Raw genomic sequence first — 26,045 nt, 5'->3', positions numbered from 1 at the left:
GGGAGTCCTCCTGGGTTGAGTTGTTATGAGTTGCGGAATGGCAGCCGCGAGCTCGGTCGCGTAGCCCGGATGAGCGCAGCGACATCCGGGGTCTCACGCGCTGCAACGGTGAACCCGGATGTCGCTGCGCTCATCCGGGCTACGAAGTTCACTACGCCAGCTTGCTCGTCGTCACCTCCGGCCCGGCCGGCTGGTGCATCGCGCGGTGCGCGGCATCGGCGATCCATGGCTGCTGGTTGACCATCGGCAACCGCCAAGTGCTGACGTCGCCAGCCACGATGTGGTCGAGCCGGGTCACCGAGCAGTTGTCGATGTCGAACGCCAACCCCTTCTCGACCAGGCCGCCGAGCGCGAGGCCCACCGCGGCCTTGATGGTGCCGCCATGGCCGACGGCGATGACGTCGCGGCCGGCTTCCGAAACGGTGATACGAGCAATCGCCGCGGTGACGCGGGTGTACAGATCCATGTAGCTCTCGCCGCCCGGCGCCGGCTCATCGATGGCGGCGAACCAGTGGCTGCCCGCGGGACGGCTGGCCAGGAACGCGGCGCGGTTCATGCCCTGCCATTGTCCGAGATGCTGCTCGGCAAAAGCGGCCTCCCTGACCATCGCTGCGGGACGCGGGAAGCCGGCGGCCCAGATCGCCTCGGCGGTCTGATGCGTGCGCATCAGATTGCTCGCATACCACGCCGCACTGCGCGGCAGGATTTTTGCGACCGCCTCGAACACCTCGCGATCGGAGGTATCGCAGGCGATGTCGGACTGGCCGTAGATATTGCCGCCGTCGCTGCGCACCGGCGCGTGACGCACCCACCACCAGCGCGTGGTGACGACAGAAGGTTTCGTTGCATCAACCGACATCGCTCAACCCTTCCCTCCGCTCGTCTCTCGCTGTACGTGAAGGCCCAGATCGTCTCAAGCCGCTTGGCGATCTCAGCACGTTTGAAACTGCGTTTGAATTCCGTTGCGCGGCACGCAACTGATCACAATTGAAGCAGGAGGAAACATGGGCCGCCTCGAAGGCAAATCCGTCATCATCACCGGCGCCGGCAGCGGCATCGGCCGCGCCGCATCGCTGATGTTCACCAGGGAAGGCGCGCGGCTGATCGCAGTCGATCGCAGCGAAGGCGTCAAGGAGACGGTCGAGCTCGTCAAGCAGCAGGGCGGCATCGCGGAGGCCGTGATGGCCGACGCCGGTTCGGAAGCCGACGTGAGCGGCTTCATCGATCGCGCCGTTGCCACCTACGGCAAGCTCGACGTCATCTGGGCCAATGCCGGCATCTCCGGCGGCTTGATCCCGATTGCCGAACAGACCGTCGAGCACTGGCAGGAGATCCTGCGCATCAATCTGATCGGCCCGTTCCTCGCGGTGAAATACGCGATGCCGCACATGGTGCGGCAGCAGCGCGGCGCCATCGTTTGCACGGCCTCCGTTGCGGGCCTGAAGTCCGGCGCCTCTGGCCATCCCTATGCGGCGAGCAAGGCGGGCGTCATCAGCCTGGTGCAGACCACGGCCTACTCGCTGTCCGGCACCGGCGTGCGGATCAATGCGGTCTGTCCCGGCCTGATCGAGACCGGCATGACCAAGCCGATCTTCGACGGCGCCAAGGAGCGCGGCACCGAAGGCAAGATCGGCCAGCTCAATCCGTTGAAGCGCGCCGGCCAGCCGCATGAGATCGCCGCCATGGCCCTGTTCCTCGCCAGCGACGAGGCCTCCTACGTCAACGGCCAGGCTTTTCCGGTCGATGGCGGCCTCACGGCGTCGATGCCGTATGCGGGCAAGCCGATCTAATTGAATGGCTGCCTCACTCTCCGCTGTCGTCCCGGCGAACGCCGGGACCCATAACCACCGGCCGGGGTGAGGCAGGTAACTGACAGCGACATCCCTCGATGGATCACGCGGTATGGGTCCCCGCGTTCGCGGGGACGACACCTGTTGTTGCCGCACGACTGCGGCCCCTAAACCACGATTGCCCGCCATCCCCACCGCTGTCGTCCCCGCGAACGCGGGGACCCATACCCCCAGGGAGCGGTTTGAGGCAGGCCGACGGTTGGCTTTTGGCCCAACACATCTGCTGCGGCGTATGGATCCCGGCTCTGCGCACCGCCAGCGCGTTCACGCTGTCGATGCTTGGCCGCAATGACGATATCCAAACATGCGCGTTCATTCCCGCGACGCATCCGCGCCCGAGTGATCCCAAGAAACTCACCGCCCTTCGCAATCGAAGGGCGCAGGGAAGGCCAGGCGTCGGCTGACGCCTGCGGCCCGCCTGCGAAAGAAATGCAGGCGGCAGGTACCACAGGTGCAGCCGAGAACACCCGGCCTTCCCTGCGCGATGGTCTTAACGCTTATACGCAGTCTCCCTGGTGCGCCGGGCTTGTTGGCCACCATCGCCGCGCGGCGCTCAGGCCAACGCGACTTGATACCAGCATCGGGGTATCAGGACCCTGCGACTTCACGTCCGCGAACTGCCGTTCGTCCGCGTAGCAAGCTACGCTGCGACATCTCCGCGGCCACCGCCTCCCCGCCTCGCGTGTCGTGACGATCGCGCGCAACGCCCCTTCCGAGTGAGGCGGGATGGCGGCCATCAAATCACAAATTCCGAAAAAGCGAAAGTAAAATCTTTCGCCTGCCCAGGCTGAACGAGGCGATCACCTTGATCACGCTCGCAATCTTTCTTTGCCGGCGCGACCGCGTCGTGTCGCAGCGGACAGCGGTCCGGTTCAAGCGCAGGCATCGGCGCTCGCTGCGATTTTTTCAGCCCACGTCTTCGAACCGCCTGCTTCGAGCCTCCGTCGAACGTCGCAAGCGGACCATTCCGGCCTCGCCGAAACCGAAGGATGGATCAGATGTCGAGATTGTCGAAACTAGCCCTGCTCACCTTGGGCGCCCTGGCGGCCGGCGCGGCCATGACGGGCGCGAGCGCGCGCGAGACCCAATGGCCGGGCTGTGAGCTGGTCTCCTGGACGGCCTGCGGCACCGATGCACAGGTGCAGCAATCGCAGCGCCGCCAGAGCCGCGATACCTCGCCGATCTACATGAAGCAGACCGATCCGCGCTACAGCGGCGCGCTGACCGCGGCCGGTGGTGGCGGCGGAGGTGGTGGTGGTGGCGGCGGTGGGCGCTGAGCCCGCACCAACGCGGGCCTGATGAGGAGCCCGGATGCGCGAAAGCGGCATCCGGGTTCAGCACTTCTGCCGGTGAAGAACCCGGATGTCGCTTACGCTCACGCTCATCCGGGCTACCAAGCTACGCCGCTCCCGCCTTCTGCGCGTAGGCCCAGGCCTGCTTGGTCATCGGCACCATGCGCTTGACCGACTCGATGGCCTTGTCGTTGGCGGCGGTGCCGTCGCGGATGCGGCCGATGATGCCCTGCAAAATGCCGGCGAGCCGGAACAGATTGTAGGCGAAGTACCAGTTGAGGTCCGGCAGCTCGGTGCCGGTGACGCCGCGATAGATCGCGGCCGCCTCCTCCATGGTCGGGATGTTCAGCGCCTTCAGGTCGACCCCGTCGAGGCCCGGCATGATCCACTGCATCAAGAGATAGGTGAAATCGGCCATGGGATCGCCGAGCGTCGACAGTTCCCAGTCGAGCACCGCGATGACGCGCGGCTCTGATGCGTGGAAGATCATGTTGTCGAGCCGGTAGTCGCCATGCACGATCGAGACGCGCTGCTGCACCGGCAAGGTGCGCGGCAACCACTCGATCAGCTTCTCCATTTCCGGCAGGTGCTCGGTCTCGGAGGCGCGATATTGCTTGGTCCAGCGATCGACCTGGCGGGCGAAGTAGTTGCCCGGCTTGCCGAACTCGGCGAGGCCGATCGCCGCCGGATCATAGCTGTGCAGCTTCGCCAAGGTCTCGATCTTGCTGGTGAAGATCGCGCGCCGCTCGGGCGCTGCGACATGCGGCAGGGTCGGATCCCAGAACACCCGGCCCTCCTCCATCGACATGATGTAGAAGGCCGCGCCGATGACGCTGTCGTCGTTGCACAGCGCATAGGCCTTGGCGACCGGAAAGCCCTGCTTGCCGAGTGCTGCGATGACGCGGAATTCGCGATCGACTGCATGCGCCGACGGCAGCAGCTTGCCGAACGGCTTTCGCCTGAGCACGTAGGAACGCGCCGGCGTGTTCAGGCGATAGGTCGGGTTCGACTGGCCGCCCTTGAACTGGAGCACGGTCAGCGGGCCCTGATAGCCTTCGACATGCTCGGCCATCCAGGCCGCGAGCTTGGCCTCGTCGAAGCGATGCCGCTCCTCGACCGGCTTGGTGCCGGAGAATTCTTCGTCCTTCTTGACGCCGTCGGCCACGACGAACTCCCTTGGTGTTACGTCTCATCCTACGAGCGGCGGCGATTGCCGTCGCTCGTTTTTTTTCGTCATTGCGAGCGCAGCGAAGCAATCCAGGATTCCGCTCACGACTCTGGATTGCTTCGCTACGCTCGCAATGACGGAGGTCGTGATTGCGGGCGCCGCCTGCAATGCCCGTGAGAGGGCTCAGTTACGTAGGGTGGGCAAAGCGAAGCGTGCCCACCATCTTGCTTCGCGCTCGACAATGGTGGGCACGCCCCCGACTGCGCGCTTTGCGCACAGCCGGAGGCTTTGCCCACCCTACGAGTTCAATGCCGCGGCTCGTTGGCGTATTTCTTCATTTCGAGCCGGGCGATGGCGCGGTTGTGCACCTCGTCGGGGCCGTCGGCAAGACGGAGCGTGCGGATGTTGGCGTAGTCCTTGGCAAGACCCGCATCATCCGACACGCCGGCGCCGCCGAACGCCTGGATGGCGTCGTCGATGATCTTCAGCGCCATGTTGGGGGCGGCGACCTTGATCATCGCGATCTCGCCCTGCGCGGTCTTGTTGCCGACCTTGTCCATCATGTCGGCCGCCTTGAGGCACAACAGCCGGCACATCTCGATATTGGTCCGGGCCTCGCCGATGCGCTGCTCCCACACCGAATGCTCGATGATCTTCTTGCCGAACGCGGTGCGCGTCATTAGCCGGCGCACCATCTTCTCCAGCGACTCCTCGGCCTTACCGATGGTGCGCATGCAGTGATGGATGCGGCCGGGGCCGAGGCGGCCCTGCGCGATCTCGAAGCCGCGGCCCTCGCCGAGCAGGATGTTCTCCGCGGGCACGCGGACGTTCTCGAGCAGCACCTGGGCGTGGCCGTGCGGCGCGTCGTCGAAGCCGAACACCGGCAGCATCTTCTCGACCTTGATGCCGGGGGTGTCGAGCGGCACCAGGATCTGCGACTGCTGCTGATGCTTGGCGGCCGACGGATCGGTCTTGCCCATCAGGATCGCGATCTTGCAGCGCGGATCGCCGACGCCCGACGACCACCATTTGCGGCCGTTGATGACGTAATGATCGCCGTCACGCACGATCCGCGTCTCGATGTTGGTGGCATCCGACGACGCCACCGCCGGCTCGGTCATCAGGAACGCCGAGCGGATCTCGCCGTCCATCAGCGGGCGCAACCATTTGCGCTTCTGCTCCTTGGTGCCGTAGCGGATGAACACCTCCATGTTGCCGGTGTCCGGCGCCGAGCAGTTGAACACCTCGGAGGCCCACGAAATGCGGCCCATCTCCTCGGACAGCAGCGCATATTCGAGATTGGACAGACCGGCGCCGCGGAACTCGTCGTCCTCATGTGGCGACGGCGGCATGAACATGTTCCACAGCCCTTCGGCCTTCGCCTTGGCCTTGAGGTCCTCCAGGATCGGGATCACCTTCCAGCGATCGCCCTCGGCGTCCTGCTGCTTGTAGATCGGCACCGCCGGGCGGACATGCTTGGTCATGAAGCTGCGCACGCGCTCCAGCCATTCCTGCTGCTTCGCCGACATCGTGAAGTCCATGGGACTCTCCTTGGGTGTTTCCTCTGAAATTTTGGCCGCAGTGTCGGCCCGCCCACGGCGTCCGTGCAAGTGTGATCTTGCGCGACACGACCGCGCGAACCGTCGCTGCAGCGCCGAAATGTCGCCCCACGGAAGAACCGTGATTGACATTGCGGCCGTCTCAAACAATAGTTTCATACAATTGTTTGAAACGCAACTCCCCGCTTCATCGTTCGGGAGGACGAGCATGGCGACCGACCAGACCCGGACTGCGATCCTGATCGCCGCCGAGCGGCTCTATGCCGAACGCGGCTTCTCCGACGTGACCTTGCGCGACATCGTGGCGGAGGCGAACGTCAATCTCGCCGCGGTGAACTATCATTTCGGCTCCAAGGACGAGCTGATCGCCGAACTGTTCGTGACGCGCTCGATCGCGCTCAACCGCGAGCGCCTGCGCGAATTGCGTGAAGCCGAGGATGCCGGCGGCGGCCGCGCCGACATCTCCGACATCCTGCGCGCCCTCGTCGGCCCGATCCTGCGCGGCTGCCTCGGCCCTGAGAACCAGCGCTCGGCGGTGGCGCAGTTCATGATCCGCGCCTCGATCGAATCGGTGCCGCCAATTCGCCGTATCAAGACCAAGGAAATCGACCATCTGCGGAAGTTCGCAAGCGCAATGCAGCGCGCCCTGCCCGACAGCTCCGAGGTCGATCTGTTCTGGGGCCTGCATTTTGCGCTCGCCATGGCGCATCACACCATCCGCGAGAGTGAGCGCCTCACCAAGCTCTCCGACGGTCAATGCGACCTCGACGATGTCGAGGATGTGATCGCGCGGGTGGTGCGCGGCGCCGTGCTCGGCTTGACCGCGCGCGATCAGGCGGCAAAGTCGAAGGTCAAGATTGCAGCGCGCAGCCCGTAGCCGGGATCCCACCATCCACCATGGAGTCCACTCGTGACGTACCGACCGCACCTGTTACTCGCCTTCGTCGCGTCCACGCTCTTGATGGTGACCGCCAGCGAGCCGGTGCTGGCCCGCGGCGCCGCCGCCAGCATCATGAACTCGCCGGGCTATCAGCGCCGTCTGCAGGAATCGCGGCAGCAGCTTGGCGCGCCACCGCCCGCCCGGTACGTTGTAGAGCCGCGCTATCATGCGCCGCGGCACAAGGCGAAGCGGCACCGTCATCACAGCCACAATTAGGAGCAAACTCTCTCCACGGGTCGTCCCGGCGAACGCCGGGACCCATACCGCATGATCCGTCTTGAGGCACGCGGAGAGATATCGAGAGTCAGCACGCCGGCCGGTGGTTATGGGTCCCGGCGTTCGCCGGGACGACACCGGAGAATGACGCGACTAGCGGTGCCCTACACGACGCCCTGCTGCTTCAACGCCGCGATCTTCGCCTCGTCATAGCCGAGCCCCGACAGCACGTCCTGCGTATGCTCGCCGAGCAGCGGCGGCGCGCGATATTCGGTGATCGGGGTGCCGGAGAAGGTCAGCGCGTTGCGGATCAGGGACAGCTGCGGCTCGAACGGGTGCTCGACCTTCACCTCCATGCCGCGCGAGCGGACATGCGGATCGGCGAACACGTGCGCAAAATCGTTGACCGGCCCGCATGGCACGCCGGCCTTCTCCAGCTCCTCCAGCCAATGCGCCACCGAGTTCTTCAGGAACAGGCCCGCGAAGATCGCCATGATCTCCTTGCCGTTGACGACGCGGTCGTTGTTCCTGACGAATTTCGGATCGGTGGCGAGCTGGGGCGAGCCGAGCACGGCGCAGGTGCGCGCGAATTGCGCGTCGTTGCCGACCACCAGCATCAATTCGCCGTCGGTGCAGCGGAACACGCCGGCCGGCATGCCGCCATTGCCCCAGGTGCCGCGGCGCGGCGGCGACTTGCCGTTGACCAGGAAGATCTGGGCGTAGTGCGACAGCGACGCGATCACGGTGTCGAACAGGCAGACGTCGATGTGCTGGCCGCCGCCGTCATTGACGTCGCGGTGATACAGCGCCGAAAGGATGCCGATCGAGGTGTTCATGCCGGTCATGTAGTCGACGATCGAGGGACCGACCTTCATCGGCCCCGCCCCCGGTTCGCCGTCCATGTGGCCGGTCACGCTCATCAGCCCGCCCATGGCCTGGAAGATCGCATCATAGCCGGCGCGCGGTGAATACGGCCCGGTCTGGCCGAAGCCGGTCACCGAACAGTAGATCACGTCGGGATTGATCGCCTTGATGGCCTCGTAGTCGAGGCCGTAGCGCTTGAGATCGCCGACCTTGTAGTTCTCCATGAACACGTCGCAGTCCTTGGCGAGCGCGCGGATGATCTCCTGCCCCTCCGGCGAGGCGATGTTGACTGTGACGGACTTCTTGTTGCGGTTGGCGCAGATGTAGAAGGAATTGTTGTTGTTGGCCTTGCCGTCGGGATCCCTGAGGTAGGGCGGACCGAACGCGCGCGCGTCGTCGCCGGTGCCGGGCCGCTCGATCTTGATCACCTCGGCGCCGAGATCGGCCAGCATCTGCGCCGACAGCGGTCCGGCCAGGACGCGGGTCAGATCGAGAATCTTGATGCCAGAAAGCGGCAGGGCCGACATGGAGTTCCTCCGGGAGTTCTTATTCCTTGGCGCGGACATGCCCTAGCGAGGGCCCCGCCCGTCACCCGCCGATACACCATTTCGCGACTCGGAGCACTGCGCTGGCGGCATGCCGCCTTGCCCGGCAGAGGACGTCACCCCGAGCACCGCGCCCCGGGCGACCCAAATCCTGGGCGGTGGAAACTCGTCGCCGCTCCAAGACGGCCGCTCCGGCGCGGACATTGCCGGATTCGCGACGGCCGGCCACTTTCTTGCTTCATTTTGTGTGCGACCGGAGTCCAGACACATCCGGACACAGGGAACAAGGAGCCGTTAAGCGTTACAGCCACAGCTGGAGGCAGGTTTGATGTCTTACCCTCTGGAGCACGCCATGACGTCGATCTCTGCCTCCTCGATGAGCGGCTTTTCCCCGCTCGACCTGCTCAAGCAGGAGCTCACCAAGGAAGTCTCGGCCGGCAAGGTCAGCTCGACCGACCAGACCGCCCTGTCGTCGGCGCTCGACGACATCGACTCCGCGTTGAAGAGCGGCAGCGGCAGCTCGTCCTCGTCATCGACCTCCAGCACACCGCCCTCGCCCAAGGAGATGCAGTCGAAGATCGACGATCTCATCCAGAGCGAGGTCGACAGCGGCAAGCTGACGTCGGACCAGGCAAGCGAGCTGAAGAACGTGTTCGCCAACGCCTTCTCCGGCGGCCCGGGCGGCGCGGGTGGTGCCGGTGGCCCGCCACCCGGTCCGCCGCCGAGCGACGACAGCAGCAGCGACACCACCTCAAGCACCTCGTCCTCGTCGTCGTCATCGTCCTCGTCCCAGGTCGAGGAGCTCCTGAAGAAGCTGCTCGAGGCGCTGCAGAGCTCGAACAGCAGCACGACCTCGTCCTACGGCGCCAGCGGCACCAGTTCGTCGAGCTCGACCAGCAAGTCGCTGGTGGTGGACTTCTCGGCGTGACCGAACGAAGACGCGCCGCGTAGTCCGCACGGCCTCGTGGCGCACCGTCTTCTCATCCTGGTCATTGCGAGGCAGCCGGGTTCTCCCAGCCAGCGCGTGAGCCCCGCATGTCGCTACGCTCATGCGGGCTACGGGGCTTCACTCCGGCGCGTTGAATGTCCGCGCAAAATACACCGGCGCGGCCGCCGCCTTCAGGCGGTAGAGCTGGGCCGGCCGGTTCGGTCCCTTGCGCATCTTGGCGACCGGCTCGATCAGGTCGGCCGAGAGCATGCGGGTGCGGAAGGCGCTCTTCTCCAGCGGACGATCGAGCACGATCTCGTAGGTCCGCTGCAGCTCGGGCAGAGTGAACTCCTCCGGCATCAGATAGGCCGGCAGCGAGGTGTACTCGACCTTGTTGCGCAGCCGCCGCACGGCGGCCTGCAGGATCTCGGCATGATCGAAGGCGAGCTTCGGCTTCACGCTCATGCCCGCGAGCGGAAACCATTGCGCATCGGCCGCGAGCGCGGCCTCCGCTGCTGACGCCGGGATCAGCGCGAAATAGGCGTGCGTCGCCGACCAGCCGCGCGGGTCACGGTGCGCGCTGCCCCAGCTGCCGAGCTGCTCCAGATAGGGACTGAGGACGCCGGTCTTCTCGGCGAGCTTCCGCCCCGCGCAAGCTTCGAGATCATCGTCCTTGGCCACGTCGACGAAGCCGCCTGGTAATGCAAAGGCGTCCGGGAACGGCTCCCCCTCGCCCTGGCCACGCCGCACCAGCAGCACGTGAAGCGCCTCCAGCCGGATCGTGAAGATGACGATGTCCACCGTGGTCAGCGGCCGCGGAAAATCCAGTCCGCCCGCTCTCGCGGCCGCTCCGCCGCCCTGCCCCTGCCGTGCTGCCATACCGCCCGCCCCCGAATTCGTCCCTTGACACTAGCATACTTAGTTGTACTGTCAAACTTACTAAGTTGGCGTGACACACTTACGCCAGTCAACGTCAGGAGGCCGCCATGTTCGGCTTACGCTTCATCAAGGCCCAACCCACCACCTATCTCCTCAAGTACCGCGCCGGCAGCGTGGTCGAGGAAGGCGCCGGGCTCTCCACCTTCTATTATGGGCCCGCGACCTCGCTGGTCGCGATCCCGATCGGCAGCCGCGATGCCGCCTTCATCTTCCAGCAGATCGCCCGCGACTTTCAGACGCTGACGATCCAGGGCCAGGTGACCTACCGCATCGGCGAGCCGAGGAAGGCGGCCGCGATGCTGAACTTCACGCTCAAGCGCGACGGCAAGACCTACGAGTCCGATGACCCGGAGGAGCTGCCGCAGCGCGTGCTCGGCGCGGTCGAGGTGCTGGCGCAGCAGGCCGTCAAGGACATGACCCTGAAGGAAGCGCTGCGCGCCTCCGACCGCATTGCCGAGGTGATCGCGGCCGGATTGAAGCGCCGCGCCGACATCGATGCGCTGGGTCTGGAGATCCTCGGCGTCGCCGTGCGCGCGGTGAAGCCGACGCCGGAGACCGCCAAGGCGCTGGAGGCCGAGGCGCGCGAGGCGATCCTGAAGACCGCGGATGAGGCCATCTTCGCGCGGCGAAACTTTGCGGTCGAGCGCGAGCGGGCGATCCGCGAGAGCGAGCTCGACACCGAGATCGCGGTCGAGCAGAAGAAGCGCTCGATCCGCGAGACGCAGATGGATGCGGAGGCCAGCGTCGCCGCAAAGAAGAACGAGCTGCGCGAGGCCGGCATGGTCGCCGACATCGGGCTGGAGGCCAAGCGCAAGGACTTCGTGTCGCTGAATGCGGCGAACACCCGCACGCTGGCGGACGCCGAGGCCTATCGCGTCGGCGCGCTGATGAAGATCTTCGAGGGCGTCGACACCCGCGTGATTCAGGCGCTGGCCGCCACCGGCATGCAGCCGGGCCAGCTGATCGCGCAGGCGTTCTCAGGGCTCGCCGAGAAGGCCGAGAAGATCGGGCAGCTCAACGTCTCGCCGGAGCTGCTGAACAGCCTGATGCAGAAGCCCGCGGAGGCGCCCCGTGTCCGGCAATGACCGCAAGGTGGTCTTGGTCGTCCGGAGAACGCGGCTCGAGGAGCTGATCGCAAGGTTCCTCACCGCGGACCAGGCCCGCTTCTATGTCGAGCATCTCGGCGCCGACTTCTCCGACTACGAGCGCGAGCACGCGGCCTACCAGGCCGCGCGCGCCACGGCGACGCAGACGCTGGAGCGCTGGGGCCGCTACCAGATCGTCGACCGCGGCTTCCTGCCGAACTTCATCTTCGGCCCCGCCGACATCGTCGCGGCGCTCGGCCCCGACGGGCTCGTCGCCAACACCATGAAATATCTCGACGGCCAGCCGCTGCTCGGACTGAACCCCGACGCTCAGCGCCATGACGGCGTGCTGCTGCCGTTCGCGCCGGAGGACCTCGCAAGCCTGCTGCCCGAGGTCGCCGCCGACAAGCGCGCCGCCAAGGCCGTGACCATGGCGCGCGCGAGTCTCGCCGACGGCCAGGCGCTGCATGCGGTCAACGACCTCTTCATCGGCGCGCGTACCCACGTTTCCGCCCGCTATGAGATCGCAACGCGCGACGGTCAGGAACGGCAGTCGTCGAGCGGACTGATCGTCGCCACCGGGCTCGGCTCGACCGCCTGGTTCAAGAGCATCGTCACCGGCGCGCTGGCCATAGCCGGCCGTTACGGCGGCCACGGCGACGGCGACTACACCGCCCTGCCCTGGGACGCCCGGAGCTTGCGCTTCGCCGTGCGCGAGCCGTTTCCGAGCAGGACGTCGCAGACCTCCCTGGTCTGCGGCGGGCTGAACGGCGCCGAAACCTTGCGCCTGCGCTCGCTGATGCCCGAGAACGGCGTGATCTTCTCCGACGGCATCGAGGCGGACAATCTCGATTTCAATGCCGGAACGGAAGCGGTGATCGGGATCGCGGAGCGGCAGGGACGGCTGATCGTGTGAACCGATACCGAACGCCGCTGCAGTTCGCTGCTGGATGGTGGGCACGCCGCCGCCTTCGGCGGCCGCTTTGCCCACCCTACGATCCTCATTTCCTCGCGAACACGAGCACGCCGTTCGCCGGGATCGTCACATCAGCCGAGCTCGGCTGGCCGTGCAGCGGCGGGCCGCCGGCGGTGACGGAGCCATTGTTGCCGACGACGCCCGGGTTGACCCAGTTGTCGTAGACGTCGCTGTTGAACACCTCGAGCCAGGTGCCGCCTGCCGGAAAACCGATGGCGTAGTCGCGCCATGGCGTCTCGCTCAGGCTCACGATCACCATGACGTCGTCGCCCTGGCCATCCCAGCGGTGGAAGGCAAGCACGCGGTTGCCGTCATGGACGTGGACGATGGCGCAGCCCTCCGCGGTCAGCGCCGGATGGGTGCGGCGGATCGCGATCAGCTCTGACGTGAAGCGCATCGCATCCGCGGTGATCTTGTCCTCGCCGTCGAGCAGCGACCACTGGATCGTGGTGTCCAGGCTCGGCGTGTCGCTCCATGGTCTGTCCTCGAACAGCTCCTGGCCCATGAACAGCATCGGGATGCCCGGCGCGGTCAGCAACAGGCCGGTGGCGACGCGGCTGCGGCTGCGCGCATACCAGCAGCGACTGTCGACGGGATCAGCGAGGCGCGGAATGCGCGGCTCGCGGCCGGCATAGACGATGTCGTGGTTCTCGATCGAGTTGGCCGCGCGCCAGCGCTTGTCGAGGCTGAGATCGGCGATCGCCGCGGCGATCGGCTGCATCGGGACGACAGCGCCCGCGCCGCCGGCCGCGCTCGCGATGGCGCCGCGCACCGACAACCGCAGGCCGTCGCTCCAGGTCGCGTCGAAGCCGGCGCCGCCCTGCGCGATGTCCCTCACCACCCACGGGTTGACAGGCCAGTATTCGGCGATCTGGATCGCATCCGGCTTCTCGGCGCGCAGCGCCTCGGTGAGCTGCTGGCAGGTCGCCCAGCCGCCGAAGCGGTCCATCACGCTGACCTCGTCGAAGCGCAGGCCGTCGGCGTGATACTCGCGATAGATCATGATGGCGTTGTCGACGAGGTACTGCCGCACGTCGGCGTTCCAATAGGCAAACACCTGGCCGCCGGCCCAGCCCTGGTCGGTGAAATACAGGCTGCGGTTGGGATCGCCATAGGCCTGGCGGTCGAAGAACCAGACGCTGCTCTCGTCGAACCCGCCGCCGGCGTGGTTGTAGACGACATCGAACAGCACGGCGATGCCATGGACATGGCTGACGTCGATCAGCGCGCGCAGCTGGTCGTCGCAATGCCTGACCACGCTGACATCGGCGTAAGGCATGGCGCCCGCCGCCGAGAGGATCTCGTTGGTTCGCTTGAAGTAGGCCGCGAGATGCGCCTGCTCGTGCTCGCCATATTCGGTCTCCGGGCTGAACAGGTCGGTGCCGTTGTAGCCCATGCTGAACATGGTCGGGAATTCCTGCACCGGCAGCAGCTCGATCGCGTTGACGCCGAGCTTCGCCAGATGCGGCACGCGCTCGATGACGTCGAAGAAGCAGCCGTCGGGATTGCCCGCCTTCATGTCGAAGGTGCCGACATGGAGCTGATAGATCACGAGCTCGTTGTTGGGCGGCGGCGTGAAGTCGGTGTCGTGCCAGGGAAACGCGCCGGGATTGCGCAGCACCGAGTGCGCCTGGGGAAACGGCGGATCGACGGTGAGCAGCCGCGCATGCGGATCGCGCTTGTAGCCGGACGAGCCCTCACCCTCGACGAAATACATGTAGGCGTCGCCGTCCTTGAGCGACGGCACGAAGATCGCCCAATGGCCGTTGCCGATCGGCGCGAGACGGCAGCTCGCATCCTGCGCCCAGTCGTTGAACGGGCCGGAGACGTAGACCGCCTTGGCATGCGGCGCGAACACGCGGAAGGTGGCGCCGCCGGTCACCAGGGTGCCACCCATCGGAGCCTGGAGAAGATGCATTTGCCTGAGCGATATCCGTAGGCCTTCGGGAAACGGCGGCAGCGTAACAGGTTCGAGCAGCATATCCACGGCCGGCCCTCCGCTCAGAACAGCCGCGCGCCGTTCGGCACGGCCTTGTCGGGCTGGAACAGCACGACGTTGCCCTGCTCATCGGGAAAGCCGAGCGTCAGGACCTCGGACATGAACTTGCCGATCTGACGCGGCGGGAAGTTGACGACGCCGGCGACCTGGCGGCCGACCAGGGTGGCCGGATCATACAGCGCCGCGATCTGCGCGCTGGAGCGCTTCGTGCCGATACCGGGCCCGAAATCGATCGTCAGCTTCAGCGACGGCTTCTTCGCCTCCGGATAGGGCTCGGCCGCGACGATGGTGCCGACGCGGATGTCGACGGCCAGGAACTGGTCAAAGCCGATCCCTGCTGCCGCCGGTGCTGTCGGATCGTGGGAGAGATGCATGGCGGCCTCATCAAACGCGGGACCGCGCGGGAAGGCTTGCGATCCCGACGCGGTTTGGGCCGGAATCTTTAATGGCCATACGGGCTCCTGACAATGCACCCGCCCGGCGACGGCACGGCATATGGACGATTGGCTGCGTTGGTGTGGCGGGCCGGTCGCAGGCTGAGAAGCCTCCAATCTCTGGCGAGCAAGCGGGGTACCGGCTTTCTGCATCGCCGAGCGGAGTTCCGTGAATCGCCATGGCGTGCTGCTACCCGCCACATCGTCGCATGCGCGCGTTTCCCCGTCCTGCAGCATGCCCGCCGCCGAGCGCAATGACCCTGACACGTCACCTGTAATGTCGCAGTTCGTTCGCTTTTGCCTCCAGACGCAGCACGGAGGCTCAGCCTGCCCGCGAATAGCGGACATCGTCAGCACCCGTCGCCAGGCACAACCTGCCTGCCGCGCGTTGCTGCCTCACTGCTCTTGCGCTCTTGGGATGGTCCTGGCCGGCGCTTCTGACAGGCGAGCTAGGCGGCGCGCCGCCCGCGCGAAAGAGTTTCGGATGGGAGCTCACCGAACATGTCGCGATAGTCTCTTGCGAAGTGTCCGAGATTTCCGAAGCCGCAATTGAAGGCGACTGCAGAGACGGAGGTACGCTGATTGGGCCCCTCGAGCATCTGCTTTGCCTGTCGCAATCGCACCGTTTTCGCAAACGCCATCGGCGAATATCCGCGGCTCTTCTTGAACGCAGCATAGAGCGCGCGGACGCTGACGCCCGTCTGCGAAGCCAGCCCCTCGATCGTGATGGCGCGGTCCCAAGAGGCCTCGATATATTCCTCGGCCAGCCGAACGATCCGCGGCACGACGTCCTTTTCGGCTCTCTCCAACAGCTCGCTGAAATTGTGGCGGTGAGCCGACAGGAAGGAAACGATGAGAGCCTGCTCCAGTTCGACGAGGACCGCGCGTGGCAGCTCTGTCGCCGTCGCATCCAACTGATGAGCGAGGAACATCGCCAGATCGCGCAGGACCAGAGCGTTCGGCTGCAACGCCGCGGCGATCGGATCAAACTTGAGAACACCGGCCGGCTTTGCACCGAGCAGCGTCGTCAGTGTCTGCTCCAACGCCCTCGCGCTTATTCGAAGAATGAGCTGCTCATAACCTGGCTCGAACACAATCCTGTTGGCTTCGCCCGGCGCAACTATGCAGGATTGCCGCTCGGTTATCGCGACCGCCGTGCGATTTAGAACGGTCAAAGCGCTGCCTTTGAGGCCGATTTGCAGGCGCGCGAAGTCGCTCTCCGGGAACTTTACGACCGACCTTCCCCCGCCATATGCACAGAAGCCAAGGCCGATATTCGCAAGCTGAAGGTAGTTTCCTACCCCCTGGAATTCATTTGCGTTGGTGACTGCGAAGCCAGTTGCCCCATAGACCGTACGCAACGCGTGCTCCATCGCCTCCGGATCGTCTGTACGAATGACGGGAGCGCGGCTCAGCAGGCTTACGGATCGGTCCAGGTTCATCCAAAGATAGTATCTCAGATTGACCGAACTCAAACCTGGGAAAAACCCGGTCAGCGGCGCGGTGTCGCAGCTCGATCTTCGTGAAAGCCGATATAGCTTTTGAGGCCGTCCCAGCGCTCTTGAGAATGGTGTGGCCGACGCGTCTGTCAGGCGAGCTAGGCGGCGCGCCGCGCGCGCGACAGAGTTTCGGATGGAAGCTCACCGAACACGTCGCGATAGTCTCTTGCGAAGTGTCCGAGATTTCCGAAACCGCAATTGAAGGCGACTGCAGAGACGGAGGTACGCTGATTTGGCAGCGAGAGCATCTGTTTTGCCCGACGCAATCGCACCGTCTTCGCAAACGCCATCGGCGAATATCCGCGGCTCTTCTTGAACGCAGCATAGAGCGCGCGGACGCTGACGCCTGTCTGCGAAGCCAGCTCCTCGATCGTGATGGCGCGGTCCCAAGAGGCCTCGATATATTCCTCGGCCAGTCGAACGATCCGCGGGGTGACATCTCTTTCGCCTCTCTTCAACAGCTCGCTGAAATTGTGGCGGTGAGCCGACAGGAAGGAAACGATGAGAGCCTGCTCCAGTTCGACGAGCACCGTGCGTGGCAGCTCTGTCGCCGCCGCATCCAACTGATGAGCGAGGAACATCGCCAGATCGCGCAAGACCAGAGCGTTCGGCTGAACCGCTGCGGCAATGGGATCAAACTTGAGAACACCGGCTGGCTTTGCACCGAGCAGCATCGTCAATGTCTGCTCCAACGCCCTCGCGCTTATTCGACGAATGAGCTGCTCATAACCTGGCTCGAACATAATCTTGTTGGCTTCGCCCGGCGCAACTATGCAGGACTGCCGCTCGTTTATTGCGATCGCCGTGCGATTTAGAACGGTCAAAGCGCTGCCTTTGAGGCCGATTTGCAGGCGCGCGAAGTCGCTCTCCGGGAACTCGACGAGCGACCTTGCCCCGCTATATGCACAAAAGCCGAGACCGATGCTCCCGAGCTGAAGATAGTTGCCAACCCCCTGGAATTCATCTGCGTTGGTGACTGCGAATCCGGTTGCCCCGTAGACCGTCCGCAACGCGTGCTCCATCGCCTCCGGATCGTCTGTACGAATGACGGGAGCGCGGCTCAGCGGGCTCACGGATCGCTCCAAGTCCATCGAAGGATCAGTCCTCGCTTATAAGGCTCTGTCAAAATACTGGAGCGCAAGTCTTCCGGACTGATCCAAGTCAACATCGGAAAAGCTCCCGTCGGGCGGCCGGCGGCCGGGCGCAACAGTTCGATCACGTCCCCGATTTATCGCATGTTATTTTGAAGGCGGTAATTGGCTAATGATGCAGCAAATCCTGAGCGATGTTTGCAGAGTTTGGACTTGAGAATGACTTCAGAATCGCCGCGCGACGCGCTTCAATCTCGTTGAGAGGGGCAAGGCGGCCGTCTCTCCAGAATGCGGCGGCAAGCGAGGAGGCGAACGTGGCGGCAAAGGCCGAGCAGAACTCCACCATGAAGTCAAAGCTCGCTGCGCGCATCCTGGCAGCGGCAGCCAAGGGTGAACGTGACCCGAACAAGCTGAGAACCGCGGCACTTTTGGGAGACGATGATGTTCGGAACACTGACACACTTCCCATGGGACACAGTCCTCATGATTGGCTCTCAAGCTCAAGCCGGTCTCGCTCGCCACCTGCTCGACGGCTTTGAGGCGCAATGGGATCAGCAGAGCAAGACAAGCGCCACCCAACCGTCGACGCTGGGCGCTTGAGATACCCGATCTTGCGAAGCAGGTCACCGAGACGATGGACTTATGACTTCGTCACAACGCGAACCTGGCAACGTCCACACGCCTGTCGATATGAGTCGGTATGGAGTGAGTTCTGTCATGCTTATCAAGACGGTCACGTTGCATTCTATCACTTATCTTGTAGGCATTACCAGTTCAGTGGCAGTACACCATGCCATCCCCTCGCCGGGCACAGCGACCATCTTCCAATCTGGCACCACTGCAATACGTTATCAGCAGATCGCCAATCGCTCGACCAAAGGCGATAAGTTGGCGATCTGGCAAGCAACGCGTCAACTCAACAACAAAGCACCCGTACAGAGGCCAGCATACACCGTGCCAATTTCCAAATTCGGAAACGACTGTAAACCGCCAATTGATGTCCCTGGCCGCTGCTTTGCAGACGCCGGAGGGTACCGCAAGGTTGCGTCGTCCGCTCCCGCCCCAATTCGCGGCATACCGATTGCATCGAACCAAATCGGTCCTGCCGCGGCGGATCTGGTGTAGTCGTGGTGCAAAGATGACCAATATTCGAGGCGGCGACCTGTCCAATCCTGCAGTATTGAAATCGCTAAGTAGAATCCGCACAGCAAAGCTGCGCCTCGATCGGCCGACGTCGTGCCAGTCCCTAGAGGCCGACCTGTTGTCGCAGATCGCGCTTTGCGACGTTCTGTTGGACGAGATTCAATCGGTCGCTTGCAGCCTAAAGCTGGCGAGAGCCGTACCCGGTGAGCCGATGCCTGGTCGCAACCGGGCGCGGCTGCGATACCGTTCCTCAAAACATGATGGGCAGCGACGGCGCGCGGCGCAGCGATGTTGCGTGCCATCGAAGTTTCGTTCAGTCGCCACGTAGCGCGGATGGGCGCAGCGACATCCCGGTTCACCGACACGACACGTGAGGCCCCGCACGTCGGCTGGCGCCGACGTGTCCCACGCGCCGGCTGTCGCTCATGCGGGCTACGCGCCGCACCGAGATCCGCATGAGAAACGCACCGTCTCTCCTCCGTGATTGGCGCGGCGGTCGCGCATCAAGCTGTCATTGCACCTGCTTAGTGAGCACGCCGCCGCCTTCGGCGGCCGCTTTGCCAATCCTGCGCAAGGACGTAACTACACATTCTCCAAATGGCACGCCACCCACTGGTCCTCGCCTTTCAGCCGCAGCTCGGGAGCCTCTACGCGGCAGCGGTCGAAGGCCAGGGGGCAGCGGGTGTTGAAGCGGCAGCCTTTGGGCGGGTTGACCGGGCTCGGAACGTCGCCCTTGAGGATGATCGGTGTGCGCTCGGCGCCGGGTTCGGGAATGGGCACGGCTGACAGCAGCGCCTTGGTGTAGGGATGACCCGGTGTGGCAAAGATCTGCCGCCTTGGCGCCATCTCGACGATCTTGCCGAGATACATCACCGCCACGCGGTGCGTCATGTGCTCGACGATCGCGAGGTCGTGGCTGATGAACAGCAGCGCCAGGCCGAACTCGCGCTGCAGATCCTGCAGCAGGTTGACGATCTGCGCCTTGACGGAGACGTCGAGCGCGGAGACCGCCTCGTCGCAGACGATCAGGTCCGGCTTGGCGGCGAGCGCGCGGGCGATGCCGATGCGCTGGCGCTGGCCGCCGGAGAATTCGTGCGGCCGGCGGTTCACCGCGTCGCGCGGCAGCCGCACGATCTCCATCAGCTCGGCGATGCGCGCGTCGCGCTCCGCGGCGGTCTTCGCGAGGCCGAAATTGTTGATCGGCTCGGCCAGGATGTCGCGGATCCGCATCCGCGGATTGAGGCTGGAGAACGGATCCTGGAAAACGACCTGGACGCGGCGGCGCATCTCGCGCAGGCTGCCAGGGGGAAGATCGTCGATGCGCTGGCCGTCGAGCACGATCTGGCCGGCGGTGACGTCGAACAGCCGCAGGATGGCGCGGCCGACCGTCGACTTGCCGCAGCCGGATTCGCCGACCAGGGAGAGCGTCTCGCCGCGCGCGATCTCGAATGACACGCCGTCGACCGCATGCACCTTGCTCTTGCTGCGGCCGAACAGCCCGCTGGAGATCGGGAAGTGCTTCTTGAGGTCGTTGACCTGGAGCAGCGGCATGGTCATGCGGCGGCCTGCTCCTTGGCGGCGAAATGACAGGCGGCGATGTGGTGCGCGGCCTTCTGCTCCAGCCCCGGCGCATATTGACGGCACAGGTCGGTCGCGAGCGCGCAGCGGCCGGCGAACACGCAGCCTTCGATGCGCTGCTTCAAATCCGGCACTTGGCCAGGAATCTCGGCGAGGCGTTTCGTCTCGCCCGACAGCGACGAGCCGAGCTTGGGCAGCGCGCCGAGCAGGCCCTGCGTGTAGGGGTGGCGGGGGGTGCGGAACAGCTCCTTCACCGGCGCCTCCTCGACCTTGCGCCCGGCATACATCACCATCACGCGCTCGGCGACCTCGGCGACGACGCCGAGATCATGGGTGATCAGGATGATCGCTGCGCCGACGCGCTGCTTCAGCTCCAGCATCAGCTTGAGGATCTGCGCCTGGATGGTGACGTCGAGCGCGGTGGTCGGCTCATCCGCGATCAGGAGCTTTGGATTGCAGGCCAGCGCCATCGCGATCATCACGCGCTGGCGCATGCCGCCGGACAGCTGGTGCGGATATTCGCGCACGCGCCGTGCCGGCTCAGGGATTCCGACCAGCGTCAGCATCTCCACCGCGCGCGCCTCGGCCTGCGCCTGGTCGAGCCCCTGGTGCAGCCGCAGAGTCTCGCCGATCTGGCGGCCGACGGTCAGCACCGGGTTGAGGCTGGTCATCGGCTCCTGGAAGATCATCGAGATGTCGTTGCCGCGGAGCTGACGCATCTCGCGGTCGGACAGCGTCAGGATGTCCCGGCCCTCGAGCAGAATCGAGCCCGCGATCTTGCCCGGCGGCTCCGGAATCAGCCGCATCATCGACATCGAGGTCACGGACTTGCCGCAGCCGGATTCGCCGACGATGGCGAGCGTCTCGCCCGGGTTGACGTGGAAGGAGACGCCGTCGACGGCACGGTTGATGCCGGTCGGCGTACGGAAATGGACCTGGAGGTTCTCGACCTCGAGCAGCGGCATCAGATCGGCTCCCGGCCGCGGTTTGGGGCCTCATGCGGAGACATAGGGGCCTCATGGTTCGAGACGCGTCGCGCATTGCGACTGCCGAATATCACGACCAACTCGGCGCGGCGCTCCTCACCATGAGGCGTTAGCGCCGAGGCCGGTGCTGCACATCGGCGATGAGCAGCGTCGCCATGTGAAATGCTCCCACCCCTCACCCTGAGGAGCCCGCCGAAGGCGGGTGTCTCGAAGGGCCAGGCCCCTGCTCGGACCTCGTGGCTCGCCCGCCTCACTCCGCTGCTCATGGTGATTTGGCCATGCGCGGATCGAGCGCGTCGCGCAGGCCGTCGCCAACGAGGTTGACGGCGAGCACGGTCACCGACAGGAACGCGGCCGGGAAGAACACGATGTAGGGCTTGACCTGCCACAGCGCGCGGCCCTCGGCCATGATGTTGCCCCAGGAGGGAATCGTCGGCGGCGTGCCGGCGCCGATGAAGGACAGGATCGCCTCGGTGATCATCGCGCTGGCGCAGATGTAGGTCGCCTGCACCAGCATCGGCGCCATGGTGTTCGGCAGGATGTGGCGCAGGATGACCATCGGCGTGCGCGTGCCCGAGGCAACCGCGCCATCGACATAAGGCTGCTCGCGCAAGCTCAACACGACGCCGCGGACGAGCCGGGCCACGCGCGGGATCTCGGCGATGGAGATGGCGAGGATGACATTGCCGACGCTGCCGCGCGTGAGCGCCATCAGCGCCACCGCGAGCAGGATCGGCGGGATCGACATCAGCCCGTCCATGCAGCGCATCAGCACGCCGTCGGCCCAGCGCAGGAAGCCGGCGACGAGACCGATCGAAAGGCCGATCAGCGACGCCGCCAGCGCCACCGACAGCCCGACCGTGAGTGAGACCCGGGTGCCATAGAGCACGCGCGAATAGACGTCGCGTCCCAGCGCATCGGTGCCGAACCAGAAATCCGCCGACGGCAACCGCGTGCGCTTGGCCGGCGCGATCGCTGTGGGATCGACGGTGAACAGGAACGGCGCGAATACGCCGATGATGACGAGCAGCAACAGCAGCGCGCCGCCGATCGCGACCGTCGGATGGTTGCGCAGGAAGCCGATGGCGCCGCGCCGGATCTTTGGCGCGACCATCAGGTCCGGCAGAACAGGCGCGAGGACGAGGCCCGGCGGCGGCGATGTTGATGTCGTGACGGTCAATAGCGGATCCTCGGGTCGACCAGGGTGTAGGTGATGTCGATCAGGAGATTGACGAGCACGTAGACGAAGCTGAACAACAGCACGATGCCCTGGATCACCGGATAGTCACGGCGCAGGATGGCATCGATGGTGAGCCGGCCGAGGCCGGGAATCGCGAACACGCTCTCGGTGACGACGGCGCCGCCGATCAGGAGCGCGATGCCGATGCCGACCACGGTGACGATCGGCACAGCGGCGTTCTTCAGCGCGTGAATGAACAGGATGCCGCCCTGCCCCAGGCCCTTGGCGCGCGCGGTGCGGATGTAGTCCTGCTGCAGCACTTCGAGCATTGCGGCGCGGGTGATGCGCGCGATCAGCGCGATGTAGACGCAGCCGAGCGCGACCGCCGGCAGGATCAGGTTCTGCAGCCACGGCCAGAATCCTTGGGACAGCGGCGTGTAGCCCTGCACCGGCAGCCAATCGAACTTCAGCGCAAAGACATAGGCGAGGATGTAGCCGACCACGAACACCGGCACCGAGAAGCCGAACACGGCGAACGCCATGATGATCCGGTCGATCCAGGTGCCGGCCTTCCACGCGGCGATGACGCCAAGCGGCACGGCGATGATGATGGTGAGACACAGCGTCACCATCATCAGCGACAAGGTCGGCTCGATGCGCTGGGCGATCATCGAAGCCACCGGGAGATTGGTGAAGATCGAGGTGCCCAGATCAAAGTGCAGCAGGCGCCACACCCAGCTTCCGAACTGGACCAGGAAGGGCTGGTCCAGTCCGAGATTGGCGCGGATGCGCTCGACATCGGCCGGGCTCGCCTGGTCGCCCGCGATCACCACGGCCGGATCGCCCGGCGCGATGTAGAGCAGGCTGAAGACGAACAGCGCGACGATCGCCATCACCGGCAAGGTCGACAGCACGCGTCGGAGCGCATAAGCGAGCATGGATGTCAGTGCCTATGCGGTCTTCGACACGCCCCAGAACAGCGGGATCGGCCCCTTGGTCACGCCGGAGACGGTCTTGCGCCACGCGGTGTAGCCGAGGAAGAAGCCGGTCGGCGCGAACACGACGTCGTCGATCGCGGCCTTGTTGATGCGCGCGGCGACGGTCTTCTCCTCGTCCAGCGACTTGGCGTTGAACCAGTTGGTGATCTCCTTCTCCACCGGCTCGCTGTTCGGCCAGCCGAACCAGGCCTTGTCGCCGTTGGCGCGCAGCGCGTTGTAGGCAGCCGGATTGATGCAGTCGGCGCCGGCGTGCCAGGTGTGGAACATGTGCCAGCCGCCCTGCGCCGGCGGCGTCTTCAAGGCGCGGCGGGCACCGACCGTGCCCCAGTCGGTCGCGACGAAATCGACGTTCATGCCGAGCTTCTTGAGAAGATCCGCGGTGACGTCGCCGAACGCCTTCGTGATCGGCTGATCCTGCGCGACGAGGCAGGTGATCGGTTCGCCCTTGTAGCCGGCCTCCTCCAGCAGCTTCTTGGCTTTCGCCAAGTCGCGCTTGCCCTTCAGGATGTCACCGCCCTCCTCGGTGTAGAGCGGCGTGCCGGGTGTGAACACGCCGGGCAGCGGCTTCCACAGCGCATTGTCGTCGCCGACCAGCGCGCGCATGTAGTCCTCCTGGCTCATTGCCATGAGGATGGCCTGCCGCGCCTTCACATTGTTGAAGGGCGGATACAGATGATTGATGCGGAACGCACCGACATTGCCGAGGGGATCGCCGATGTCGACGCCGATGTTCTTGTTGCCCTTCAGCACCGGCACGAGATCGGTGATCGGGTTCTCCCACCAGTCGACCTCGCCGTTCTGCAGCGCGGCCGCGGCCGTCGCCGGATCCGGCATGATCACCCATTCGACGCGGTCGACCAGCACCTGCTTGCCGCCGGCGAGCCACAGCGGCTTCTCCTGGCGCGGCAGGTAGTCGGCGAACTTCTCGAACACGGCTTTCGCACCCGGCACCCACTCGCCCTTGGCAAATTTGAACGGGCCGGAGCCGACATATTCGGAGATCTGCTTGAACGGATCAGTCTGCGCGATGCGCTCGGGCATCACGAAGGCGCACGGCGCGTTGCCCTTGCCGAGCGCGAACAGCATCTTCGGATAAGGCTGCTTCAGCACCCATTTGAAGGTCTTGTCGTCGACCGCCGTGAGCTCGTTCTGGATCGCCTTGAGCATCAGGCCCATCGGATCGCGCGCCGACCAGCGCGTGAGGCTGGCGACGACGTCCTTGGCGAGCACCGGCTCGCCGTCGTGGAATTTGAGGCCGGGACGCAGCTTGAAGGTCCAGGTCAGGCCGTCGGAGGACACCTCCTCCGATTCCACCATCTGGCGCTGCGGCACGAACTGATCGTCGATGCCGTACAGCGTATCCCACACCATCGCGGCTGCGTTGCGCACGACATATTGGGTGCCCCAGATCGGATCGAAATTGGCGAGATTGGCCTGTGGCACAAAACGCAAGGTGCGTGCGGCAGCGCCTTGGGCGATCGCCGGCGCCGCAAATCCCGTCAGCGCCAGACCACCCGCGCCCGCCAATCCCTTCAATACCGTTCTGCGATCCATGTTCTCTCCTGATGCAACATGCCCAAGTTCAATTGCCGAAATTGTAAGCAAGGCCCATGCCACGCGTGTGGAGCGCGTTCATTTGAACGCAAATGAGGCATGGGGCGCAAGCCTATCGAAGCCCGGGCGAGCGCAGCGACCCCGGGTTCTCCGAGACTCCTCGTGTGAACCCGCATGTCGCTGCGCTCATGCGGGCTACGGACTTGCGCGCGATTGCCGAACGCATCATGCCTTCCGCACCGGCGAGCCGTCGGCCATCAGCGTCTCGCCCTTGCGCTCGACGATCATGCCGTAAGCGTGCGGCTGGCGATGGACGTCGAAGTTGAAGATCGTCTGCTTGTAGGATCTGCACAAATCGAGGTCACAGCGTGCCAGCGCGATCTCGTCGCCCTTGGTGGCGCAGGCCGCGACGATCTCGCCTGAAGGGGCGATGATGCAGCTGCCGGCGATGTGGTCGATGCCCTCCTCGACGCCGCCCTTGGCGACGCCAATCACCCAGGTGCCGTTCTGATAGGCACCCGACTGCATCACGAGGCGGTTGTGGAACAGCGAAAGGTCGTCATGCTCCGGCGCCGGCGGATTATGCACCGGCGTGTTGTAGCCGATCAGCACCATCTCGACGCCCTGCAGGCCCATCACGCGATAGGTCTCGGGCCAGCGGCGGTCGTTGCAGATCGCCATGCCGATGACGCCGCCAAAGGCGTTGGCGACGCCAAAGCTCTTGCCCGGTTCGAAATAGCGCTTTTCCAGATGCTGGAACTTGCGCCACGGTTCGTGCTCGGCATGTCCCGGCAGATGCACCTTGCGGTATTTCGAGACGACGGTGCCCGTCTTGTCGACAAGAATGGCGGTGTTGTAGCGGTGCACGATGCCGTCCTCGACCGCGAGCTCGGCATAGCCTAAGCAGAAGCCGATGCGCAGATCCTTCGCGAGCGCGAACAAGACTTGCGTCTCCGGCCCCGGCATCTCGCGCTCGAAATATTGATCGATCTCGGCCTGATCGGCCATGTACCAGCGCGGGAAGAACGTCGTCAGCGCGAGCTCGGGATAGACGATCAGGTCGCAGCCATTGGCGTGCGCCTGCCGCATCAACGCCATCAGTCGCGCAACCACCGCGGTCCGTGTTTCGCTCTTGGCAATCGGGCCGAGCTGACCAATGGCGACGTTGACGAAGCGCGGCATGTTTCCGTTCCTTATTTCGGAACTAAGTGGTCGTTCCGT

The 26,045-nt window shown here is 64.9% G+C and carries 24 protein-coding genes; 8 read left to right on the top strand and 16 right to left on the bottom strand.

Going from position 1 to position 26,045, the window contains the following annotated elements; all coding sequences use genetic code 11:
* Positions 1 to 151: 151 nt before the first annotated feature.
* A complete protein-coding gene (locus ACQR1H_RS03500) occupies positions 152 to 859 on the bottom strand; it encodes a histidine phosphatase family protein (protein ID WP_434838358.1) in 708 nt (235 codons plus the stop codon).
* 145 nt (positions 860 to 1,004) lie between these two features.
* Between ACQR1H_RS03500 and ACQR1H_RS03495 the strand changes: the two genes are divergently transcribed.
* Positions 1,005 to 1,790 (top strand): SDR family NAD(P)-dependent oxidoreductase, encoded by a 786-nt coding sequence (locus ACQR1H_RS03495; RefSeq protein WP_315800987.1) that lies wholly within the window; start codon positions 1,005 to 1,007, stop codon positions 1,788 to 1,790.
* 1,058 nt (positions 1,791 to 2,848) lie between these two features.
* Positions 2,849 to 3,127, top strand: a complete 279-nt coding sequence (locus ACQR1H_RS03490) for a hypothetical protein (protein ID WP_434880619.1) — start codon at positions 2,849 to 2,851, stop codon at positions 3,125 to 3,127.
* A 121-nt stretch (positions 3,128 to 3,248) separates the two neighbouring features.
* Here ACQR1H_RS03490 and ACQR1H_RS03485 read toward each other — a convergent pair whose 3' ends face one another.
* Both ACQR1H_RS03485 and ACQR1H_RS03480 read right to left on the bottom strand, forming a co-directional pair.
* On the bottom strand, positions 3,249 to 4,307 hold the full coding sequence (locus tag ACQR1H_RS03485; protein ID WP_434884241.1) for a phosphotransferase family protein: 1,059 nt from the start codon (positions 4,305 to 4,307) through the stop codon (positions 3,249 to 3,251).
* 308 nt (positions 4,308 to 4,615) lie between these two features.
* Positions 4,616 to 5,851, bottom strand: a complete 1,236-nt coding sequence (locus tag ACQR1H_RS03480) for an acyl-CoA dehydrogenase family protein (RefSeq protein WP_316177088.1) — start codon at positions 5,849 to 5,851, stop codon at positions 4,616 to 4,618.
* A gap of 226 nt (positions 5,852 to 6,077) precedes the next feature.
* Here ACQR1H_RS03480 and ACQR1H_RS03475 point away from each other — a divergent pair, with 226 nt between their 5' ends.
* Together ACQR1H_RS03475 and ACQR1H_RS03470 are read left to right on the top strand one after the other, a co-directional pair.
* Positions 6,078 to 6,746, top strand: coding sequence for a TetR/AcrR family transcriptional regulator (locus ACQR1H_RS03475; RefSeq protein ID WP_315800991.1), 669 nt, complete (start codon positions 6,078 to 6,080; stop codon positions 6,744 to 6,746).
* Between the two features lie 33 nt (positions 6,747 to 6,779).
* Positions 6,780 to 7,025, top strand: coding sequence for a hypothetical protein (locus ACQR1H_RS03470; RefSeq protein WP_434907148.1), 246 nt, complete (start codon positions 6,780 to 6,782; stop codon positions 7,023 to 7,025).
* 164 nt (positions 7,026 to 7,189) lie between these two features.
* Here the strand turns inward: ACQR1H_RS03470 and ACQR1H_RS03465 are convergent, their stop codons facing one another.
* Positions 7,190 to 8,416 carry a CaiB/BaiF CoA transferase family protein gene (locus tag ACQR1H_RS03465; RefSeq protein WP_316216030.1) on the bottom strand — a complete coding sequence of 409 codons (1,227 nt, stop codon included), beginning with the start codon at positions 8,414 to 8,416 and terminating at the stop codon, positions 7,190 to 7,192.
* 370 nt (positions 8,417 to 8,786) lie between these two features.
* Between ACQR1H_RS03465 and ACQR1H_RS03460 the strand changes: the two genes are divergently transcribed.
* On the top strand, positions 8,787 to 9,362 hold the full coding sequence (locus ACQR1H_RS03460; protein ID WP_434838361.1) for a hypothetical protein: 576 nt from the start codon (positions 8,787 to 8,789) through the stop codon (positions 9,360 to 9,362).
* A gap of 138 nt (positions 9,363 to 9,500) precedes the next feature.
* Here the strand turns inward: ACQR1H_RS03460 and ACQR1H_RS03455 are convergent, their stop codons facing one another.
* Entirely contained in the window at positions 9,501 to 10,241 is a 741-nt protein-coding gene (locus tag ACQR1H_RS03455) for an NUDIX hydrolase (protein WP_434907147.1), read from the bottom strand.
* Between the two features lie 107 nt (positions 10,242 to 10,348).
* Here ACQR1H_RS03455 and ACQR1H_RS03450 point away from each other — a divergent pair, with 107 nt between their 5' ends.
* Both ACQR1H_RS03450 and ACQR1H_RS03445 read left to right on the top strand, forming a co-directional pair.
* The gene (locus ACQR1H_RS03450) at positions 10,349 to 11,386 is read left to right on the top strand and encodes an SPFH domain-containing protein (RefSeq protein ID WP_434907146.1); all 1,038 of its coding nucleotides are present in this window, start codon (positions 10,349 to 10,351) and stop codon (positions 11,384 to 11,386) included.
* Entirely contained in the window at positions 11,373 to 12,302 is a 930-nt protein-coding gene (locus ACQR1H_RS03445; protein WP_316177081.1) for a sugar kinase, read from the top strand. The genes ACQR1H_RS03450 and ACQR1H_RS03445 overlap by 14 nt, the downstream gene beginning before the upstream one ends.
* Before the next feature lie 85 nt (positions 12,303 to 12,387).
* Here ACQR1H_RS03445 and ACQR1H_RS03440 read toward each other — a convergent pair whose 3' ends face one another.
* From ACQR1H_RS03440 to ACQR1H_RS03420, 5 genes are all read right to left on the bottom strand, one after another.
* Positions 12,388 to 14,343, bottom strand: coding sequence for an alpha amylase C-terminal domain-containing protein (locus tag ACQR1H_RS03440; RefSeq protein ID WP_434907182.1), 1,956 nt, complete (start codon positions 14,341 to 14,343; stop codon positions 12,388 to 12,390).
* A 20-nt stretch (positions 14,344 to 14,363) separates the two neighbouring features.
* Positions 14,364 to 14,735: a tRNA-binding protein gene (locus tag ACQR1H_RS03435; RefSeq protein WP_315800998.1), complete on the bottom strand. Its 372-nt coding sequence runs from the start codon at positions 14,733 to 14,735 to the stop codon at positions 14,364 to 14,366.
* Positions 14,736 to 15,244: 509 nt separating this feature from the next.
* Positions 15,245 to 16,237 carry an AraC family transcriptional regulator gene (locus ACQR1H_RS03430; protein WP_434874287.1) on the bottom strand — a complete coding sequence of 331 codons (993 nt, stop codon included), beginning with the start codon at positions 16,235 to 16,237 and terminating at the stop codon, positions 15,245 to 15,247.
* Positions 16,238 to 16,392: 155 nt separating this feature from the next.
* On the bottom strand, positions 16,393 to 17,367 hold the full coding sequence (locus tag ACQR1H_RS03425; RefSeq protein WP_434907145.1) for an AraC family transcriptional regulator: 975 nt from the start codon (positions 17,365 to 17,367) through the stop codon (positions 16,393 to 16,395).
* A gap of 187 nt (positions 17,368 to 17,554) precedes the next feature.
* On the bottom strand, positions 17,555 to 17,731 hold the full coding sequence (locus ACQR1H_RS03420) for a hypothetical protein (protein WP_434880624.1): 177 nt from the start codon (positions 17,729 to 17,731) through the stop codon (positions 17,555 to 17,557).
* Positions 17,732 to 18,102: 371 nt separating this feature from the next.
* Between ACQR1H_RS03420 and ACQR1H_RS03415 the strand changes: the two genes are divergently transcribed.
* Entirely contained in the window at positions 18,103 to 18,510 is a 408-nt protein-coding gene (locus tag ACQR1H_RS03415; protein WP_434894026.1) for a hypothetical protein, read from the top strand.
* 600 nt (positions 18,511 to 19,110) lie between these two features.
* On the opposite strand, the gene ACQR1H_RS03410 is transcribed toward ACQR1H_RS03415, so the two are convergent.
* From ACQR1H_RS03410 to ACQR1H_RS03385, 6 genes are all read right to left on the bottom strand, one after another.
* Positions 19,111 to 20,085 (bottom strand): ABC transporter ATP-binding protein, encoded by a 975-nt coding sequence (locus ACQR1H_RS03410; protein WP_315801003.1) that lies wholly within the window; start codon positions 20,083 to 20,085, stop codon positions 19,111 to 19,113.
* Positions 20,082 to 21,071, bottom strand: coding sequence for an ABC transporter ATP-binding protein (locus tag ACQR1H_RS03405; protein WP_315801004.1), 990 nt, complete (start codon positions 21,069 to 21,071; stop codon positions 20,082 to 20,084). Before ACQR1H_RS03405 ends, ACQR1H_RS03410 begins: the two co-directional genes overlap by 4 nt.
* A 283-nt stretch (positions 21,072 to 21,354) precedes the next feature.
* Positions 21,355 to 22,272 (bottom strand): ABC transporter permease, encoded by a 918-nt coding sequence (locus ACQR1H_RS03400; protein ID WP_434907144.1) that lies wholly within the window; start codon positions 22,270 to 22,272, stop codon positions 21,355 to 21,357.
* Entirely contained in the window at positions 22,269 to 23,210 is a 942-nt protein-coding gene (locus ACQR1H_RS03395) for an ABC transporter permease (RefSeq protein WP_315801006.1), read from the bottom strand. The genes ACQR1H_RS03400 and ACQR1H_RS03395 overlap by 4 nt, the downstream gene beginning before the upstream one ends.
* 12 nt (positions 23,211 to 23,222) lie before the next feature.
* Positions 23,223 to 24,824 (bottom strand): ABC transporter substrate-binding protein, encoded by a 1,602-nt coding sequence (locus ACQR1H_RS03390; RefSeq protein WP_434864133.1) that lies wholly within the window; start codon positions 24,822 to 24,824, stop codon positions 23,223 to 23,225.
* 225 nt (positions 24,825 to 25,049) lie between these two features.
* Complete coding sequence (locus ACQR1H_RS03385; RefSeq protein ID WP_315801008.1) at positions 25,050 to 26,006, bottom strand: N-carbamoyl-D-amino-acid hydrolase; 957 nt, start codon at positions 26,004 to 26,006, stop codon at positions 25,050 to 25,052.
* Positions 26,007 to 26,045: the final 39 nt, after the last annotated feature.

Source organism: Bradyrhizobium sp. HKCCYLRH2015 (genome assembly GCF_051168215.1).
Classification (GTDB): Bacteria; Pseudomonadota; Alphaproteobacteria; order Rhizobiales; family Xanthobacteraceae; genus Bradyrhizobium.
This window is presented reverse-complemented; position numbering and strand designations above follow the sequence as displayed.